At 71.5% G+C, this 17,389-nt stretch carries 17 protein-coding genes and 1 pseudogene; 10 read left to right on the forward strand and 8 right to left on the reverse strand.

The features are described 5' to 3' along the window. Window positions 1–358, reverse strand: a 358-nt coding sequence (locus tag HKK72_RS21775) for a hypothetical protein (RefSeq protein WP_222720980.1), incomplete at its 3' end; no start/stop codon positions are given. A gap of 130 nt (window positions 359–488) precedes the next feature. On the opposite strand from HKK72_RS21775, the gene pip reads away from it, so the two are divergent. Beyond that, window positions 489–1,454, forward strand: coding sequence for a prolyl aminopeptidase (gene pip / locus HKK72_RS21780; protein ID WP_187236255.1), 966 nt, complete (start codon window positions 489–491; stop codon window positions 1,452–1,454). A gap of 2 nt (window positions 1,455–1,456) precedes the next feature. Here pip and ehuA read toward each other — a convergent pair whose 3' ends face one another. The 4 genes from ehuA to ehuB are packed head-to-tail and all read right to left on the reverse strand — an operon-like array spanning window position 1,457 to window position 4,500. Beyond that, complete coding sequence (gene ehuA, locus HKK72_RS21785) at window positions 1,457–2,239, reverse strand: ectoine/hydroxyectoine ABC transporter ATP-binding protein EhuA (RefSeq protein ID WP_315987380.1); 783 nt, start codon at window positions 2,237–2,239, stop codon at window positions 1,457–1,459. A gap of 19 nt (window positions 2,240–2,258) precedes the next feature. Then, complete coding sequence (gene ehuD / locus HKK72_RS21790) at window positions 2,259–2,909, reverse strand: ectoine/hydroxyectoine ABC transporter permease subunit EhuD (RefSeq protein WP_410050327.1); 651 nt, start codon at window positions 2,907–2,909, stop codon at window positions 2,259–2,261. Beyond that, the gene (gene ehuC, locus HKK72_RS21795) at window positions 2,906–3,607 is read right to left on the reverse strand and encodes an ectoine/hydroxyectoine ABC transporter permease subunit EhuC (protein ID WP_187236274.1); all 702 of its coding nucleotides are present in this window, start codon (window positions 3,605–3,607) and stop codon (window positions 2,906–2,908) included. The genes ehuD and ehuC overlap by 4 nt, the downstream gene beginning before the upstream one ends. Window positions 3,608–3,612: 5 nt before the next feature. Beyond that, the gene (gene ehuB, locus HKK72_RS21800) at window positions 3,613–4,500 is read right to left on the reverse strand and encodes an ectoine/hydroxyectoine ABC transporter substrate-binding protein EhuB (protein ID WP_187236258.1); all 888 of its coding nucleotides are present in this window, start codon (window positions 4,498–4,500) and stop codon (window positions 3,613–3,615) included. A gap of 664 nt (window positions 4,501–5,164) precedes the next feature. On the opposite strand from ehuB, the gene HKK72_RS21805 reads away from it, so the two are divergent. The 3 genes from HKK72_RS21805 to HKK72_RS21815 are packed head-to-tail and all read left to right on the forward strand — an operon-like array spanning window position 5,165 to window position 7,924. Beyond that, a complete protein-coding gene (locus HKK72_RS21805) occupies window positions 5,165–6,349 on the forward strand; it encodes a thiolase family protein (protein ID WP_315987381.1) in 1,185 nt (394 codons plus the stop codon). Continuing rightward, on the forward strand, window positions 6,346–6,792 hold the full coding sequence (locus tag HKK72_RS21810; RefSeq protein WP_315987382.1) for a Zn-ribbon domain-containing OB-fold protein: 447 nt from the start codon (window positions 6,346–6,348) through the stop codon (window positions 6,790–6,792). The genes HKK72_RS21805 and HKK72_RS21810 overlap by 4 nt, the downstream gene beginning before the upstream one ends. Then, a complete protein-coding gene (locus tag HKK72_RS21815) occupies window positions 6,773–7,924 on the forward strand; it encodes an NAD(P)H-dependent flavin oxidoreductase (RefSeq protein ID WP_187236259.1) in 1,152 nt (383 codons plus the stop codon). The genes HKK72_RS21810 and HKK72_RS21815 overlap by 20 nt, the downstream gene beginning before the upstream one ends. A 143-nt stretch (window positions 7,925–8,067) precedes the next feature. Here HKK72_RS21815 and HKK72_RS21820 read toward each other — a convergent pair whose 3' ends face one another. Further along, window positions 8,068–9,129 carry an SGNH/GDSL hydrolase family protein gene (locus HKK72_RS21820; RefSeq protein WP_187236260.1) on the reverse strand — a complete coding sequence of 354 codons (1,062 nt, stop codon included), beginning with the start codon at window positions 9,127–9,129 and terminating at the stop codon, window positions 8,068–8,070. Window positions 9,130–9,320: 191 nt separating this feature from the next. Next, on the reverse strand, window positions 9,321–10,619 hold the full coding sequence (locus tag HKK72_RS21825; protein ID WP_187236261.1) for a flavin-dependent oxidoreductase: 1,299 nt from the start codon (window positions 10,617–10,619) through the stop codon (window positions 9,321–9,323). A 148-nt stretch (window positions 10,620–10,767) separates the two neighbouring features. Here HKK72_RS21825 and HKK72_RS21830 point away from each other — a divergent pair, with 148 nt between their 5' ends. The 6 genes from HKK72_RS21830 (at window position 10,768) to HKK72_RS41215 (ending at window position 16,669) form a co-directional block, all read left to right on the forward strand. Continuing rightward, window positions 10,768–11,550 (forward strand): IclR family transcriptional regulator, encoded by a 783-nt coding sequence (locus HKK72_RS21830; protein ID WP_187236262.1) that lies wholly within the window; start codon window positions 10,768–10,770, stop codon window positions 11,548–11,550. Window positions 11,551–11,762: 212 nt separating this feature from the next. Further along, entirely contained in the window at window positions 11,763–13,280 is a 1,518-nt protein-coding gene (locus HKK72_RS21835; RefSeq protein WP_187236263.1) for a UbiD family decarboxylase, read from the forward strand. Then, window positions 13,277–14,317 carry an ABC transporter substrate-binding protein gene (locus HKK72_RS21840; RefSeq protein WP_187236264.1) on the forward strand — a complete coding sequence of 347 codons (1,041 nt, stop codon included), beginning with the start codon at window positions 13,277–13,279 and terminating at the stop codon, window positions 14,315–14,317. Before HKK72_RS21835 ends, HKK72_RS21840 begins: the two co-directional genes overlap by 4 nt. Beyond that, window positions 14,314–15,183, forward strand: coding sequence for an ABC transporter ATP-binding protein (locus HKK72_RS21845; protein WP_187236265.1), 870 nt, complete (start codon window positions 14,314–14,316; stop codon window positions 15,181–15,183). The genes HKK72_RS21840 and HKK72_RS21845 overlap by 4 nt, the downstream gene beginning before the upstream one ends. Then, complete coding sequence (locus tag HKK72_RS21850; protein ID WP_187236266.1) at window positions 15,180–16,019, forward strand: ABC transporter permease; 840 nt, start codon at window positions 15,180–15,182, stop codon at window positions 16,017–16,019. Before HKK72_RS21845 ends, HKK72_RS21850 begins: the two co-directional genes overlap by 4 nt. Further along, window positions 16,016–16,669 carry a UbiX family flavin prenyltransferase gene (locus HKK72_RS41215; RefSeq protein ID WP_315987383.1) on the forward strand — a complete coding sequence of 218 codons (654 nt, stop codon included), beginning with the start codon at window positions 16,016–16,018 and terminating at the stop codon, window positions 16,667–16,669. The genes HKK72_RS21850 and HKK72_RS41215 overlap by 4 nt, the downstream gene beginning before the upstream one ends. A gap of 127 nt (window positions 16,670–16,796) precedes the next feature. Here HKK72_RS41215 and HKK72_RS40005 read toward each other — a convergent pair. Further along, window positions 16,797–17,237: pseudogene (locus HKK72_RS40005) on the reverse strand (GNAT family N-acetyltransferase); the annotation flags it as partial. Between the last annotated feature and the right edge of the window lie 152 nt (window positions 17,238–17,389).

Consider the following 17,389-nt stretch of genomic DNA (forward strand, 5'->3'; position numbering starts at 1 on the left):
GCGCCCGCGCACGCTGCACCTCGCCCCAGGCCGCGGCCGCGTCACGCTGCGCCTGCTCACGGTCGGCCAGTGCGGCCGCGAGCTGAGCCGAGGCGTCCTTCTGGGCCTGCTCGGCGTGATTGCGCGCCCGCTGCAGCTCATCCCAGGCCGCGGCCGCCTCGTCGCGCGTCTCGGCGACCTTGCGTTCCCCGACGGCGAGCGCGTCGCCGAGGAGGTCCGCCATCTGCTTCAGTTGTTTGACCGTGTCCCAGGGCTGGGCCTCCTCCTCGGGCACGGCGGGCAGATTCCGCGGCGGCGGCCACGGCTTACCGACCACCGGCGAAGAGGGCGAACCGCCCGATCGGTTCAGATCGCTCACATGGGAAACTCTAAGTGCGTTATGCAACCATGTCTGCCCGGTCGGCGAATGGACTTCGACTCTTCTGCGGCGGACGGCACCCGGACGCTGCGGTTTCGGCTCAGAACCGGCAATGGAAGAATCTCAGACCATGGAGCTTCGAACCCTGTATCCGCCGATCGAGCCGTATGACTCCGGGATGCTGGAGGTCGGCGACGGCAACGCCCTCTACTGGGAGATCTGCGGCAACCCCGAGGGAAAACCCGCGGTGATGGTGCACGGCGGGCCCGGAGCAGGTTGCAGCGAGGCCCACCGCAGGCAGTTCGATCCCGACGCCTATCGCATCGTGCTGTTCGACCAGCGCAACTGCGGGCGCAGCACCCCGCACGCCGCCGACCCCGCCGTTTCGCTCGACGACAACACCACCTGGCACCTGGTCGCCGACATGGAGCGGCTGCGCGAGCATCTGGGCATCGACCGGTGGCTGGTGTTCGGCGGCTCGTGGGGCAGCACTCTCTCGCTGGCGTACGCGCAGACCCATCCCGACCGGGTGAGCGAGCTCGTCCTGCGCGGGATCTTCATGCTCCGCCCGTTCGAGCTCTACTGGTTCTACCAGGAGGGCGCCTCACTGCTGTTCCCGGACCTGTGGGAGCAGTACGTGGCGCCGATCCCCGAGGACGAGCGCGACGACCTCATCACCGCCTTCCACGGCCGGCTCAACTCGCCGGACGCGCAGGTACGGCTGGCGGCGGGGCGGGCGTGGTCGCAGTGGGAGGGCGCCACCGTGACCCTGCGCCCCGATCCGAAGCTGGTCGACCACTTCGGCGAGCCGGACTACGCCGTGGCGTTCGCCCGGATCGAATGCCACTACTTCGTCAACGAGGGCTTCTTCCCCGAGAACCACCTCCTCGAAAACGTCGACAAGATCCGGCACATCCCGGCCGTGATCGTTCAAGGCCGCTACGACGTGTGCACACCGGTGGCGACGGCGTGGGACCTGCACGTGGCCTGGCCCGAGGCCGACTTCCACATCGTCGACGACGCGGGGCACGCCTTCGACGAACCGGGCATCCTGCACCGGCTGATCGAGGCCACCGACGCCTTCGCCCGCACCTGAGGTCAGGCGTTCAAGATCGCCTGCAGGAAGTCGCGGGTGCGTTGTTCCGCGGGGTCATTGAAGATCTTGTCCGGCGGCCCCTCCTCGACGACCTGGCCCTGGTCGAACATCAGGACCCGGTCGGAGATGTCTCGGGCGAAGCCCATCTCGTGCGTGACGCAGAGCATGGTGAGGTCGCTCTCGCGGGCGATGTCGCGCAGCAGGTTCTGCACGCCCGCGACCAGTTCCGGGTCGAGCGCCGACGTGACCTCGTCGAGCAGCAGCACCTCGGGCTCCATCGCGAGCGCCCGCGCGATGGCGACCCGCTGCTGCTGACCGCCGGACAGGTGCGCCGGATGGGCGTCGATCCTGTCGGCCAGCCCGACCATGTCGAGCAGCCGCCTGGCCCGTTCCTCGGCCTCGTCCCGCGACAGCCCGAGCACGTGCACCGGCGCCTCGGTGAGGTTGCGGAGCACCTTCATGTTCGGGAACAGGTTGAACTGCTGGAACACCATCCCGATCTTCTTGCGCACCCCGCGCCGGTGCCGCTCGTCGGCCGGTACGAGCCGGCCGCCGCGGTCCATGTGGGACAGCGAGTCCCCGTTGACCCAGATCACCCCGCCGTCCGGCTGCTCCAGCGTCATGAGCAGCCGCAGGATCGTCGTCTTCCCCGAGCCGCTGGGGCCGATCAGGGTGACGCGCTCGCCCGGGGAGATCTCGAAGTCGAGCTCGCGCAGCACCGTGTTGTCGCCGAACCGCTTCACGACCTTGTCGAACAGGACCCCGGCCGCGGGCGATGGGCTCACGGGTCCACGCGGGTTTGTCTCAGTTGCCATAACGGCGCTCCAGACGTCGTACGAGCAGGCCGGCCAGCACGCTGACGGCCACGAACAGCAGGCCCACGAGGGTCACCGGCTCGAGCATCCGATAGCTCTCCGAACCGGCCTTGTAGGCGCTGCCGAGCATTTCCAGAACGGTGATCCCGAGCAGGAGCGGCGTGTCCTTGAACATGGCGATGACGTAGTTGCCCAGGGCCGGAATGACCTTGGGCACCGCCTGCGGCAGGACGACGCCGGTCCACACTCTGCGGCTCGGCAGGCTGAGCGCCGTCGCGGCCTCCCACTGACCGCGCGGGACGCTCTCGATGCCCGAGCGGTACACCTCGGAGGTGTACGTGGCGTAGTGCACGCCGAGACCGATGACGCCGGTCGCGAGGGCGCCCAGCGTGATGCCGAAGCCCGGCAGCACGTAGAAGAGGAAGAACAGCTGCACCAGCAGGGGCGTGCTACGGACGAACTCCACCGCCCACCGGAGCACCTGACCGGTGACCCTCCCCGCGGAGTGCCGGAGCACGGCGATGGCCAGACCGAGGACGAGCGCGAGCGCGTACCCGAGGACGGTCGCCTCGACGGTGACCAGCAGCCCGCGCAGCAGCGTCGGCAGAATCTCCTGGACGTAGGACCAGCTCCACATCAGCGCGTCACCGCCCGCACGGCCGCGGCCGTCATCGGGTTCCGCGCCGGGGCCCGGCCCAGCATGGCGTTCGCCCGGCGTTCGGCCATCCGGATCCCGAAGGTGAGCACCTGGGCGATGACGAAGTACATGACCAGCGCGAGGCCGAACGCGACCGCCGTCTCGCCCGTGGCGCCGCGGACCTGCTGGGCCCGGAAGGTGAGGTCGGTGAGCGAGATCAGCGACACCACCGCGGTGCCCTTCAGCAGTTCGATCAGCAGGTTGCCGAAGGACGGCAGCATCATCGCGAGCGACTGCGGCAGGATCACCAGCCGCATCCGCTGCGCCCGGGTCATGTTCAGCGCGACCGCGGCCTCGACCTGGACGGCGGGAACGGCCTTGATCGCGCCGCGGACGACCTCGGCCCCGTAGGCGCCGACGTTGAGGCCGAGCGCCAGCACGCCCGCGAACATCGCGGCCAGCCGGAAGCCCATGAGGGGCAGCGCGTAGAACAGCCAGTACATCAGCACCAGCGTGGCCGTGCCGCGGAAGAACTCGACGTAGACCCGGCCGACGGCGCGCAGGGCCCGGCTCGCGGCGGCGTTCATGAGGCCGGCTGTCAGGGCCAGGACCAGGGCGAGGGCCGCGCCGAGCACGGTGAGCTGGATCGTGACCCATGCGCCCCGCAGCAGCAGGGGCAGGGCATCGGAGACCACCGACACCGGCGTCACGCCTTACAGAGCACGGCGGCGGTGTGGTCGCCGGGCAGTTCGGCCTCGGTGAACCCGAACGGCTTGATGATCGGCAGCAGCCGGTCGCCCTTCTTGAGCTCGGCGAGCTTGCCGTTCACCGCGGCCAGCAGATCGGAGTCCTGCTTGCGGAAGGCGAACCCGCCGGCGCCGAACTGCTCCTTACCGCCGATGACGGGCACGTACGGTTCGGTGATCTCGAACGGCGCGCCCTTGTGCTTGCCGAGCAGATCGGCCAGCGAGATGCGGGTGAGGGCCACCGCGTCGACGCGGTCGGCGTCCAGCCCCTCGAAGGCGCTGGGCTGGTCGGCGAAGGTCTTGATGTCCCCCTTCCGCACCCCCAGCTTCTCGGCGTACGTTCCCTCGACGGCGCCCGACAGCACGCCGAGCCGCAGACCCGACCGGGCGACGTCCTCGAACCTCCGGATGCCGTCGGGGTTGCCCTTGGGGACGAGGAACGCGCTCTTGGCGACGTACTCGGGGTCGGAGAACGCCACTTGGGCACAGCGTTCGGGGGTGATGAACATCCCGGCGGCGATGACGTCGAAGCGGCGTGCCTGCAGCCCGCCGATGAGCCCGCCGAAGTCCAGCTGCACACCGCGTACGTCCTTGATGCCGAGCTCGCCGAAGAGCACCCTGGCGAGTTCCGGCGCCTCGCCGGTGAGCTTGCCGGAGGTGTCGGTGTAGCCGTAGGGCGCCTCGTTCGCGAAACCCACCTGGATGTACCCCTGCCGGCGGGCCCGGTCCAGTGCGCCGCCGCCCGAGCGCTCCGTGGCCGTGTCGGTTCGTGAGCAGGCCGCTGCCAAGGGCAGCGCGGCCATCAGCAGCGCCGTATCGCGCAGGAATCCGCGTCGTGACGACGTCATCGTCGATCTCCGTTCGCTGGTCCCGAGCGCCGTTCACGGCAAGGCCGAATCGCGGTGCCCGGGCGGGGGGCGGGGTGGCACGGCCGGACTTCGTCGTTCTCCGCCGCGGACGGCGCGGCAAGCACCTACCGCACCGTCCCGGAGCCCGTATGAGCAGCTCACAGGGGTTCGGCCGGGTCGGCTGAAGATCGCTTCATCCGGCATGACGAACGAATGTAGCCGGGGCCGGCGAGTCGTCCTGAACCGTGCACGGACGCCGATTTCCCACGATGTTTGTTGAAATGTTTCACCGGGTAGGGCTTGGCGTCTTGTGTCCGATTTCTGACCATCCGTCATGAGATCGTGCCGCCGGACGGCCCGGACGCGCGTCACTGACCGGCGCCACCAGGGGCGATGAACCCCAGGGCGACGCGGCGCGGAAGTCCCGAACCGCGCGACCGCGCCGGGCCGGAACCTGCGCCCGGGGCGACCGGCCACGCGCCGGATCGGTGTGACATAGGCAATAGCGCGCCGTGCCAACCGGCGGCCCGGTCAAGGCGTCTTCCTCCGGCCCGGGGCGCCTCGTCGCGGTCCGGTTCGTCCCCGCCCATCCTGGGCCCGCACCCGAGCGCGTGCCGACGACGAGCCGAACATGATTCGGTATCGTGGCCCGTGGAGGTGCGGTGTGCGGACGGATCCGCTCGGGCAGACGGCGATCGCCGGTCTCGGCATGACCGAGCTCGGCAAGGTGTACGGCCAGAGCCCCCGGCGGCTGGCGGCCCAGGCGGTCCGCGCCGCGGTCGCCGATGCCGGCCTCGCGCTGGACGACCTCGACGGGCTGCTGGTGAGCCACGGCCTGTCCGGCTCACCCGGCATCGAGCTGGCCGAGACGCTGGGCCTGCGCGACCTGCGGCTGCTCAGCCACATGAACACGTTCGGCGCGACCGCCGGGGCGATGGTCTCCTACGCCGCGATGTCGGTGATCAGCGGCGCCGCCGCGACCGTGGCGTGCGTCTTCGCCGACGCGCCGCTGAAACCTCGGCAGTCGGCCGGCTCGGCCTATCACAGTTCCGCCCGGGAGCATTACGGGTTCACGGGCATGACGGCCGCGCTCGGCTTCCGCAGCGTCAACGCCTTCTACGCGCTGGCGGCGCAGCGGCACATGGCGCGATACGGCACCACCGGCGAGCAGCTCGGCGCCATCGCCGTCGGCACCCGGCGGTGGGCGGCGATGAACCCCCTCGCCCAGTTGCGCGAACCCATCACCATCGACGACCACCAGAGCTCCCGCTGGGTGGTCGAGCCGCTGCGCCTGCTCGACTGCTGCCTGGTGTCCAACGGCGCCATCGCGCTCGTCATCACCGGTGCCGACCGGGCCCGCGACCTCGCCCGGCCGCCCGTGCACATCTGGGGCTGGGGGCAGGGCCACCCCGGCCACCGGCTCGAGCGAGGCAGCGACTTCGGCCTGGTCACCGGCGCGGCCACCTCCGGGCCGGTCGCGATGAAGATGGCCGGCGTCACCGCCGACGACATCGACGTGTGCCAGCTCTACGACTGCTACACCTACACCGTCCTGGTGTCGCTGGAGGACTACGGCTTCTGCGCCAAGGGAGAGGGCGGCGCCTTCGCCGCGTCCGGCGCCCTCGGCCCCGGCGGCGCCCTGCCGACCAACACCGGCGGAGGGCAGCTGTCGGCGTACTACATGTGGGGCATGACGCCGCTGTCGGAAGCGGTCATCCAGGCGCGCGGGCAGGGGGGCGAGCGGCAGGTCGCCAAGAACGACGTGATCCTGGTCAGCGGCAACGGCGGCATCCTGGACCACCACTCCACGCTCGTCCTCAGCCCGCATCCGAGAGGGAGCCGGCCGTGACCGACACCGGGTTCGGGGTCCTGCGCCGCGACGGCCGCACGGACGCCTTCTTCGACGGCGCCGCGGCCGGCCGGCTGATGATCAAGCGATGCGCGGACTGCGACAGGTGGTTCGCCCCCGACGCGAGCGGCTGCGCCGACTGCGGCGGCACGGACCTCGTCTGGACCCGGGCCGGCGGCGCGGCCACGCTGGTGAGCTGGGCGGTGTCGCACGCGCGCCCGCGCGATGACGGGTCGGCGACGCCCCCGCCGGCCCTGCTGGCCCTGGTCGAGCTGGCCGAGGGCCCGTGGCTGCACACCCGACTGGACCGGGTCGCCGCCGGGCTGCTGCGCGAAGGGCTCCCGCTCGTCGCCGCCTTCGAGCACCCCGGCGAGGGCGAGGCCTATCTCGTCTTCCATCCCGCCCCCGGAGAGGAGCCGGCCGATGCGCACCGAGGTCTGTGAGAGGTTCGGCGTCGAATTCCCGCTGTTCGCGTTCAGCCACTGCCGCGACGTGGTCGCCGCGGTCACGAACGCGGGCGGCTTCGGCGTGCTCGGCGCCGTGGCCTACACCCCTGAACGGCTCGAGGAGGAGCTGCGCTGGATCGACGGCCACGTCGGCGGCCGGCCGTACGGGGTGGACGTCCTCGTGCCGGGCCGGATCGACGAGTCGGCGGAGCGGGCCGGCCGCGGCGAAGGCGATCCCGGCTCCGTCCTCGGCGCCATCCCGGCCGAGCACTGGAACTTCCTGGCCGCGCTGTTCGAGAAGTACGGCGTGCCCGCCCCCGACCTCGGCAGGGCGCGCGACGCCGCCGCGGCCACGGGCGGCGCCCGGCAGGTCACCCGGCAGGGCGCGACCGAGCTCATCGACGTCTCGCTGTCCCACCCGATCCGGCTCATCGCCAGCGCGCTCGGCCCGCCCCCTCCGCTGATGGTGGAGCGGGCGCGAGAGGCCGGCGTGGCGGTGGCCGCGCTCGTCGGCACCGTCGAGCATGCCCGGCGCCAGGTGGCGGCCGGGGTCGATCTCGTCGTGGCGCAGGGCGGCGAGGCGGGCGGCCATACCGGAGAGATCGCCACGATGGTGCTCGTGCCCGAGGTGGTCGACGCCGTCGCCCCCGTGCCCGTGCTCGCGGCGGGCGGCATCGCGACCGGCCGCCAGATGGCCGCCGCCATGGCGCTGGGCGCGTCGGGCGTCTGGTGCGGCTCGGTCTGGCTCACCACCGAGGAGGCCGAGACGGTCCCCGTGGTGAAGGCCAAGATGCTGGCGGCCACCTCGCGCGACACCGTACGGTCGCGGTCCCGCACTGGAAAACCCGCCCGTCAGCTCGTCTCCGCGTGGACCGAGGAGTGGGAGGGCGCCGGCAGCCCCGGACCGCTGCCGATGCCGCTGCAGATGATCGTCGCCGAAGGGGCGATGCGGCACATCAACAAGGTCGCCGAGAGCGGCAACGAGGGCGCCGGCCGGCTGGCGAACTACTTCGTCGGCCAGTGCGTCGGGCTCATGAACACCGTGAAACCGGCCCGGCAGGTCGTCTACGACATGATCGAGGAGTTCGCGGACGCGATCGAGCGCCTCAACAAGATCACTGAGACCTGAGCCGTATTCCTCCCAGGCCCGTGCCCGGGTATCGCCGCGGCCCGAGCGGCTCCTCCGCCGCCACGGGGCACCGCATGCGGACCTGCGAACAACTGCATGATCACGGCGGAGAGGGGCGGCCTGCGGCCAGGGGTGCGCTTCGCTCAGGCGTACTGGTTGAGCGGGCGGCCGGGCCCGGCATTGACCTGCCGGGTGACCAGTTCGGCCAGCCTGCGGTAGCCGGCGGCGGTCGGATGGAAGCTGTGCGCCTCGGCACGGAACGCCATCAGGTCGACATCGAGCCCGTGCACGTACGGGTCGGCGCTGCCGACCTCATGCCCGGCGAACCCGCTGTAGGCGTCCACGAACTCGACGCTGCCCTTCCCCCGCTCGGCGACGATGCGATCGTCGGCGTCGCGGGCCGCCTGCCGGATGAGCTCGTTGAGTTCGCGTGCCCTGGCGTTGAGCCACTGCTGGTCGCCGACGCTGATGTTGTCGAGGCCCTCTCCCCTGGCCTCGGAGAACAGCCGCGGATAGCCGAGCACGACCACGCGGGCCGACGGCGCGCGGGCCGTGACCCGGTCGAGCACGCCGGGCAGCGACCGCCGCAGCGTCGCCATCCTGGTCGCGATCTCGCCGCCCTGGGCCTGACAGTCCCCGCTCCACGGGAGCTTGAGGACACATGCGGCGAGCACCCGGGAGAACCCGGCGTCGTTGCCGCCGATGCTGATGGTCACCAGGCTGGTGCCCGCCTCGACCCGGTCGACCTGCGGCGGCTCACCGAACCGTCCTCTCAGGACGCTCGAGGCGGTCGCGCCCGAGCAGGCCCAGAGCGCTGAACCCCGCGCGAACGCGAACGTCCGCGCGACCTCGTGGGCGTAGGACTGGGAGGTCCGGTGACAGCGGTTCACCGCCGCCCGGTCGGGGGCGATGACGTACGCGCCCTCGCCGGAGGAGTAGGAGTCGCCGAGCGCGACATAACGGCCGCGCGTGGCGGCCTCGACCGGGGTCAGCCGCCGGAGCGGCCCCGCGGACGGATCGGTCCGGGACGGTGGGCCCACCTCGGCGCACCCGCTGCCGAACACCTGGCAGCGCACGGCCGGCAGGGAGACCAGCGGCACGGTGGTCACGACGAGCATGACGGCGATCAGGACCAGGGCGGCGCCGCGCGGGCCGAGCCGCTCCCGCAGCGAGCCCAGCCACGCCGCCGACCGCGCCCCCGTCATCGCCGCCCCTCCCGCCGTCCGCATTGACAGACGTCCGCCGACGGTCCGGGGTTCCCTCCCGGGACGGGTTCGATGGCGGCGACCGGCCTGCCCCGCCGGCGGCCCGGTCCTGACCGCGGGCCCGGGCCCGGCGCGGGCGGCCGGCACCGCGCGCGTTCGAGGCGTACGCGCGACGGGACGTATCGTCGCGATCAGGCGCTGGACGCCGGGCCTGCGTCGCGCAGGGCGTCGGCGGAGTAACCTGCGACCTCCTTGTACCTCTGCGAGATCCGGGCGAGCTCGTCCGCGCTGATCACATCGTCGATCGACTCGAACGGCCGGTCTCCGGTCCGCTCCCACACCTCGCCGAGGATGACGTCGGGCGGCGTGCTGCGGTTGGTCAGCACGACCTGGGTCGTCGCCGGCCTGCGTTCGGCCTCGTACGCCTGGAGTGCGGCGACCGCGTCGGGCACGCCGACCAGGCTCCGGCGGAGTGCGCGCGCGTCGAGGATCGCCTGCCCCGCGCCGTTGGAACCGCGCGGCACCATCGGGTGGGCGGCGTCGCCGAGCAGCGTCACCCGGCCGAAGGTCCACCGGTCCAGAGGGTCCTGGTCCACCATCGGGTACTCGAGGACCGCCTCCGAGCCGCGCATCATCGCGGGCACGTCGAGCCAGTCGAAGTGCCAGTCCTCGAACGCCCCGATGAAGTCCTCGAGGCGGCCCCGGCGGTTCCAGTCCCGCTGCCGGTGGCGCGGCGTCCTGATCTCGGCCACCCAGTTGAGGAGCTGGTCGCCGGTGCCGTCGGCGAAGTCGCGGATCGGGTAGGCGACGAGCTTGCCCCGGTCGAGCCAGCCGGCCCGCACCATGCTCGCCCCGGAGAGGAACGGCCGGCCCCGGGTCACTCCGCGCCACATGTTGATGCCGGAGTAACGGGGCTCGCCCTCGCCGGGGTGCAGCTGCTTGCGGACCACCGAGTGGATCCCGTCGCAGCCGATCACCACCCTGGCGCGCACGGGCGGCAACCCGGCGCCGCTGCCGGTCGAGCGGAAGTGGGCGGTCGCGGTGGTCTCGTCCTGCTCGACACCGGTGCACCGATGGCCCAGGCGCACGGCGTCGTCGCCGAGCCGCTCCCGCACCGCCCGCAGCAGGACGGCATGCAGGTCTCCGCGATGGATGGAGTACTGCGGGTGGTCGTAGCCGGCGTGCCGGCCCGCGGGCTCGCGGTAGATGAGCTGGCCGAACCGGTTGAAGAAGACCGACTCCGCCGTGGTGACGCCGACGCCGTCGAGCTCGTCACCGAGGCCGAGCTGGTGCAGGATCCGCGAGGCGTGCGGCAGCAGGTTGATGCCCACCCCGACCGCGCCCGCCTCGGGCACGGCCTCGTAGACGCGGCAGCCGATCCCGGCGTCGTGCAGTTCGAGCGCGAGCACCAGACCGGCGATGCCGGCACCGACGATCAGGACGTCGTCCTCGATCGAGGGGCTCCGGGATTCGATCGGAGGTCGCGGCATGAAGACTCCTCGGCTGTGCGGGTCCGCAGGCGGGCGGCGGGACGGGCCGATGACCGGCCGGACGCGCCCGGTCGGGCGCCGAGCACATCGTGCCATGCGTTGTTCCATACGGGACGTTTTGCACATTTTTTTCTGCTATACAGAACAAATGCCTGACTCACCTTCCGATTCACCTCCCGATTCACTGCCCCCCTACGCCATCGGCTCGGTCGACAAGGCGATGCTCGTCCTGCTCCTGATCCGCGAACGCGGCGAGGTCCGGGTCACCGACGTCAGCGACGAGCTCGGCGTGGCCCGCTCCACCGCGCACCGGCTGCTGCTCACCCTGGCGCACCGCGGCTTCGTGGCCCAGGACCGCGTCTCCCGGGCCTATCGGGCCGGGCGGGTCGTCGTCGAGATCGGACTCTCCGCGGTCGGCGGGCTCGACGTGCGACGCAAGGCCAGGCGGCACATGGAGCGGCTCGCGGCGGAGCTGCGCGAGACGGTCAACCTCATGGTGCTCGAGGGCAGCGGCAGCCGCTTCATCGACGGGGTGGAGGGCGACCGGCCGCTGCGCGTCACGTCGCGTACCGGCACGCTACTGCCCGCGCACAGCACGTCGGGCGGCAAGGCCCTGCTCGCCGAGCTGCCAGATGACGAGGTGCTCGCGCTCTTCGCGGACGGACTGGTGCGCGTCACCGACCGCACCATCACCGATGTCGAGGCGTTGCGCAACGAGCTGCGCAGTGTGCGAGACCTCGGCTACGCGGTGAACCACGAGGAGAGCGCGGCGGGCCTGGACGCGGTCGCGGTCTGCGTCCGAGACCACCTGGGCCGCGCGCTGGCCGCGCTCGCGGTCAGCCTGCCGCATCAGCGGATGACGCAGGGAAACCTGCACATGATGCTGCCTCCGCTCCGCGCGGCGGCGAACGCGATCAGCCAGGACCTCTAGCCGGGGGCGGACCCCGGGCCGGATCGGGTCGGAGCCTCCGATGTTCTGTCACGCAGAATCTGTTTCGGTTCGATTCCCTTTTGTGGAAACCCGACGTACCTTCGGGCAACGCCCCTGGGAACCGGATGAGGCGCGTCCCGGCTTCGCGCCACGAAACGGATAGATACCATGATCAAGCATGAATACGGTCGCGCCAGAATACCTTCCGGCGAGTGCCGGAACACGGCGCGATGACCTACAACGAGTACGACGGTCCGCACGCTGACCTGCGCGAACTCATCGAACGGATCGAGCGGGCCGGCCAGCTGGTCCGGCTGGGCGGAGTGGACCCCCACCTCGAACTCGGCACTCTCATCGAACTCGTCGCGCACCGTGGCGGCGAGGGCGGCCCGGCCATCCTCTTCGATGACCTCGTAGGCACCCGGCCCGGTCACCGCGCGTTCTCCGGCGCGACCAACTCGGCCGAGCGGCTGGCGCTCACGCTCGGCCTGCCGGTCCCCGGCCATCCGCTCGACGTCGTCCGGGCCTACCGGGACCGGATGAAGACCCACAAGCCGATCGCCCCGGTCACCGTCGACCGCGGCCCGGTGCTCGAGAACGTTCTCCGCGACGACGAGGTCGACGTGACCGGGCTCGTGGCGCCGTTCCTGCACGAGCGGGACGGCGGCCGCTACATCGGCACCGACGACCTGGTCATCATGCGGGATCCCGACGACGGCTGGGTGAACGTCGGGACCTACCGCTCCCAGGTGCACGGCCCGGACCGCGTGGGCCTGTGGATCTCACCGGGCAAGCAGGGCCGGCAGATCCGGGAGAAGTACTTCTCCCGCGGTGAGCCCTGCCCGGTGCTCATCTCGTGCGGGCACGACCCGCTGCTCTTCCTCGCCTCCGGCAACGAGCTGCGCTATGGGCTCTCCGAGTACGACTACGCGGGCGGTCACCGCGGCGCGCCGTTCGAGGTCGTGGAGTCCGAGCTGTTCGGGCTGCCCATGCCGGCCTCGGCCGAGCTGGTGCTGGAGGGCGAGATCCACCCGGGCGAGGTGGCCCCGGAGGGACCGTTCGGTGAGTTCACCGGCTACTACGCCGGGGGGCGCTCCGACCAGCCGGTGGTGCGGATCCGGCGGGTCTACCACCGCGACGACCCCATCGTCACCGTGGCCTCCCCGATCCGGCCACCGTCCAACTTCTCGTACAGCAAGTGCGTGATGAAGTCCGGGATGATCTGGGACGAGGTCGAGCGGGCCGGGCTGTCCGGCGTCCAGGGCGTGTGGTGCCATGAGGCGGGCGCTGCCCGCCTGTTCAACGTCATCTCCATCAAGCAGGCCTACGACGGCCACGCCAAACAGGCCGGGCTCCTGGCGGCCGCCTGTCAGTCGGGCTCCTACCTCGGCCGCTTCGTCGTTGTGGTGGACGACGACATCGACCCGACCAACACCTTCGACGTGCTCTGGGCGATGTCGACGCGCTGCGATCCCGCCGACGACATCGAGATCATCCGGCGGGCGTGGAGCGGTCCCCTCGACCCGCGGATCCCGCACGGGCAGACGCACAACTCACGGGCCATCGTCTCGGCGGTGCGCCCCTACCACCGCCTCGCCGAGTTCCCGCCGGTCGCCGAGGCCGGCCCGGAGCTGCGCGGCCGGGTCGAGCGCAAGTTCGCCGACCTCCTCGCGCGCATCGCGCCGGCCTCGGCCACCCCGTCATCCATGCCTTCGGAGGAGAAGATATGAGCAGGACCCGTCTGACCGCGCTCGCCGCGGTGACCGCAACCGCGGTGCTCTCCCTCACCGCGTGCGGGGGCGGCGGTTCGGACGCCGAGGGGTCGGGCGGCGCCGGCACCATCAAGTACGGCATCTACGAGCCGGGCGCCGACTCGGGCTATTTGCTGATGGGCCAGGAGAAGAACTTCTTCGCCAAGCACAACGTCAAGGTGCAGGTCGTGCAGTTCAAGAGCGCCCAGCAGGCGTTCCCGGCGCTGCTCGCGGGCGAGGTCGACGTGGTGCAGGGCAATCCCAGCGAGGCGCTGCTCGCCACCCAGAAGGGCGCGAAGCTGAAGTTCGTCGGCTCGACCATGCCCGGGCAGAACTACGCGCTCTACGCGAAGTCGAGCGTCGGCTCGATCTCGGGCGTCGCCGGCGCCACGCTCGGCGTCTCGACCCCGACCGGCCTGCCGGCAGTGGTCGCCAAGGCGATGCTGATGCAGTCGGGCGTCGACACGGCGAAGGTGAAGCTCGTCAACGCCGGTGGCTCACCGGACCGGTACAAGGCGGTCGTCTCCGGGCGCATCCAGGTGGCGTCCGCGCCCCTGGACTACGCAGCCCAGGCCGACAAGGACGGCATCAAGGTGCTCGCCCGGGCCAAGGACGTGGTGCCCGACTTCCCGCGGTACGCACTCATCGCCCGTCAAGACGTACTCGGCAAGAAGGCCACCGCCGTCACCGGTCTCATCGCCGGGCTGGTCGAGGGGATCCGCTACGCCGACGCGCACCAGGACGAGGCGCAGGCGCTGGCCGCCAAGACGCTCAAGGTGCCGGCGGACGACCCGCAGATCACCACCGCCTACAAGGAGTTCCACACCGGCGGATACCTCGCCATGAACGGCGAGATCCCCACCAAGCAGATCAAGTACCTCGCCGACCTGCAGGTCAAGCTCGGTCTGGTCAAGTCGCTCGTCCCAGCCGACCCGATGATCGACGACACCTTCCGGCAGAAGGCCGTCGCCGAGCTCGGTGAGGTGCCGGCGACCTACTACGGAGCCGCCAAATGACCGAAGCGACCGCGAAGGCGACGGAGAGGTCGCCAGGCGGCCCGGCGCCCGGCGACGCCGAGCAGCCCCCGGACATCGCCGTCGACGTCCGTCAGGTCTCCAAGGTGTTCCACGACGACAGGGGACGTGAGGTCCAGGCACTGCGGGACGTGACGTTCCAGGTGCGCCGGTCGGAGATCGTGGCGCTCACCGGCCAGAGCGGATGCGGCAAGACGACCCTCCTGCGGATCATCATGGGCCTCGAGCGCTCCACCTCGGGGACGGTCTCGGTCGGCGGCGACCCGGTCCGCGGATGCGGACCCGACCGGGGCATCGTGTTCCAGAACGCCGAGCTGCTGCCGTGGCGCACCGCGCTCGGCAACGTCGAGTTCGGCCTCGAAGCGCGCGGCGTGCCGAAGGCGGAGCGGCGGGCCGCCGCCCAGGAGGCCATCGAGCTCGTCGGGCTCGGCGCGGCGGCGGGCCGGCGGCCGCACGAGCTCTCCGGCGGCATGCGCCAGCGGGTCGGCATCGCCCGCGCGCTGGCCATCGATCCCGATGTCCTGCTGATGGACGAGCCGTTCTCCGCGCTGGACGCGCAGACCCGGGAGGGCATGCAGGCCGAGCTGCTGGAGATCCACGCGAGGACGGGCAAGACGATCGTGTTCGTCAGCCACGACCTCGACGAATCCGTCCTGCTCGCCGACCGGGTGGTCACGCTGCTGCCCGACCCCGGCCGGGTGCACGGCGTGCTCGACACCGCGTTGGACACCTCACTGCCGGTCGACGAGCGCCGCAGCTCGGCTGCGTTCGCCGAACGCCGGCACCAGCTGTGGCGGCTGATCCACGGCCGCGAGATCGAGCAGCACGAGCGGGAGGAACGCGCATGACGGTCATGACAGAACCGGCCCCGCCGGTCACCGACGAGACCGTCCTGTCCGGGCGGATGCGGACCCGGCGGCGGTCCGGCCGGGACCGCCTCGTGACGGCCGCCGCCGTCGTGGTCCTGCTGGCGATCTGGGAGATCGCCGCACGTCAGGTCGACCCGATCCTGGCCGCGCCCCCCACGAAGGTCTTCCAGGCCCTGGTCGACATGACCAAGGACGGCTCGCTGCCCGAGGCGGTGCTCGAGAGCGCGAAGCCGTTCCTCACCGGCTTCGGGCTCGCCATCGTCGCCGGCGTACCGCTCGGCCTGCTCATCGGCAGGTTCCGGGTGGTCGAAGCGGCCCTCGGCTGGCTCATCATCGCCGGCTACGCGATGCCGATGATCGCTCTCATCCCGGTCTTCGTGCTGTGGTTCGGGCTGGGCTTCGCCGTCAAGACCGCGATGGTGATGACGATGACGGTCTTCGCCATCGCGATCAACACCTGGAACGGGGTGCAGAACGTGCCCCGTACGACCATCGAGGTCGGCACCGCCTTCTGCGCCTCGCAGGCCCGGATCCTGCGGCAGATCGTGATCCCTTCGGTCATTCCGTCGATCATGACGGGACTGCGGATCGGCATCGGCAAGGCGGTCGTCGGCATCGTCATCGCTGAGTTCTTCACCGCGATCGGCGGGGTCGGCGGGGTCATCGTTGACGCCGGGCACAGCTTCCAGCCGGACCGGATGTTCGCCGCGGTGGTCGTGCTCATGGTCGCCGCGGTCGGCCTCACCGGGCTGATCGGCGTCCTCGAGCGGCGGCTCGCGCCGTGGAACCGGTCGATCACCGGGAGCGGTGAGTGAACACCCCCATCGGCGGCGGGCCGCCGTACCGGGTGATCGTCGGCGTGTCCGGCGCGACCGGTACGGCGCTCGCCGTCCGGACCCTGGAACTGCTCGGCGCCGCCGGCGTCGAACGGCATCTCGTGGTCAGTCCGGCGGCCAAGCGGACCGCCGCGTACGAGATGCCGGAGGCGCGGCTCGAAGAGCACGCCGAGGTGGTGTACCCCTGGCGTGACATCGGCGCCACCATCGCCTCCGGCTCCTACCGGGTGGACGCGATGCTCGTCGTGCCGTGCAGCGTCAAGACCCTGAGCGCGATCGCCGCGGGAGTGTCGGAGAACCTGCTGGTGCGGGCGGCCGACGTCACCCTCAAGGAACGACGGCGGCTCGTGCTCTGCGTGCGCGAGACGCCGCTGCACCTCGGCCACCTGCGGGCCATGGTGACGGCGACCGAGATCGGGGCGATCGTGGCACCGCCGATGCCGGCCTTCTACACCTCGCCGGGCTCGGTCGAGGACGTGGTCGAGCACATCGTCACCAGGATGCTCTCGCTGATCGGCGTGCACGTGCCCGGCGCGAGCGAGTGGCAGGGCGACCATCCCGCGGCGTCCGGCCGCCCCCGGCCGGGCGTCGCGCAGGCCGCCGGCGGCGCAGAGCCCTATCCGGGCTGAGCCCGCAGATCGGCGGGCGTCCGGGGCGGGCCATGACGACGCGGGCACCGAGGCGGTGCAGGCCGGCGGCGAACTCGGCCTCCCACAGCCCCCTGAGCTGTGGGCCATGCGATGCCGCCCCGAGCACGGTGAAGCCTAACCGGGCGTACCAGGGGCCGTTCCACGCCACGTCACGGAAGGTGATCAGCGTGATCGGGCCTCCCGCCGCGTCAGCGATGACCCGGTCCATCAGCGCGGTGCCGACGCCCTGCCGGCCGTGCTCGGGGCGGACGGCGATCTGCTCCAGATGGGTGCCGCCGTCACGCTCCCGCACGGCCGCGAACCCGACCGGTGGATCGCCGGCGACGTAGATGCGCGCACCGTCCCGGATCGCCTCCTCGATCACCGTCGGTCCGGGCGGGAACACGATGCCCACCGAGGCGAACAGCAGGTCGCCCGCTGCCTCGATCTCCGGCAGGACGGGCAGGTCGGCCGGCTCGGCCCGGCGCACGGCTACAGGCATCCCACGACCGTACGTCGCCGGTCCGGGCACCGGCAAAGCCTTTGTCGCCCGCGACGACAAGGCCATCGGTGGCCGGCCCCGTCCCGGCGCGGCGGGACCGGGCCCGCCGTGGGCCCGAGACGGCACGGATCATCGGAGTACCCTTCAGGTTCCATCCGACCGCCGAAGACGACGGCCGCGCGCCCCGCCGGCCTGCGGGGGCAGACGGCCGCGCCGAA

The sequence above is a fragment of the Actinomadura sp. HBU206391 genome (genome assembly GCF_014323665.1).
Classification (GTDB): Bacteria; Actinomycetota; Actinomycetes; order Streptosporangiales; family Streptosporangiaceae; genus Actinomadura_C.

Bases quoted from the DNA above. Each gene is read 5' to 3' on its own strand.
- pip (WP_187236255.1), top strand. From the start codon at position 489: ATGGAGCTTCGAACCCTGTATCCGCCGATCGAGCCGTATGACTCCGGG.
- ehuB (WP_187236258.1), bottom strand. From the start codon at position 4,500: ATGACGTCGTCACGACGCGGATTCCTGCGCGATACGGCGCTGCTGATG.
- HKK72_RS21815 (WP_187236259.1), top strand. From the start codon at position 6,773: ATGCGCACCGAGGTCTGTGAGAGGTTCGGCGTCGAATTCCCGCTGTTC.
- HKK72_RS21820 (WP_187236260.1), bottom strand. From the start codon at position 9,129: ATGACGGGGGCGCGGTCGGCGGCGTGGCTGGGCTCGCTGCGGGAGCGG.
- HKK72_RS21825 (WP_187236261.1), bottom strand. From the start codon at position 10,619: ATGCCGCGACCTCCGATCGAATCCCGGAGCCCCTCGATCGAGGACGAC.
- HKK72_RS21830 (WP_187236262.1), top strand. From the start codon at position 10,768: ATGCCTGACTCACCTTCCGATTCACCTCCCGATTCACTGCCCCCCTAC.
- HKK72_RS21840 (WP_187236264.1), top strand. From the start codon at position 13,277: ATGAGCAGGACCCGTCTGACCGCGCTCGCCGCGGTGACCGCAACCGCG.
- HKK72_RS21845 (WP_187236265.1), top strand. From the start codon at position 14,314: ATGACCGAAGCGACCGCGAAGGCGACGGAGAGGTCGCCAGGCGGCCCG.
- HKK72_RS21850 (WP_187236266.1), top strand. From the start codon at position 15,180: ATGACGGTCATGACAGAACCGGCCCCGCCGGTCACCGACGAGACCGTC.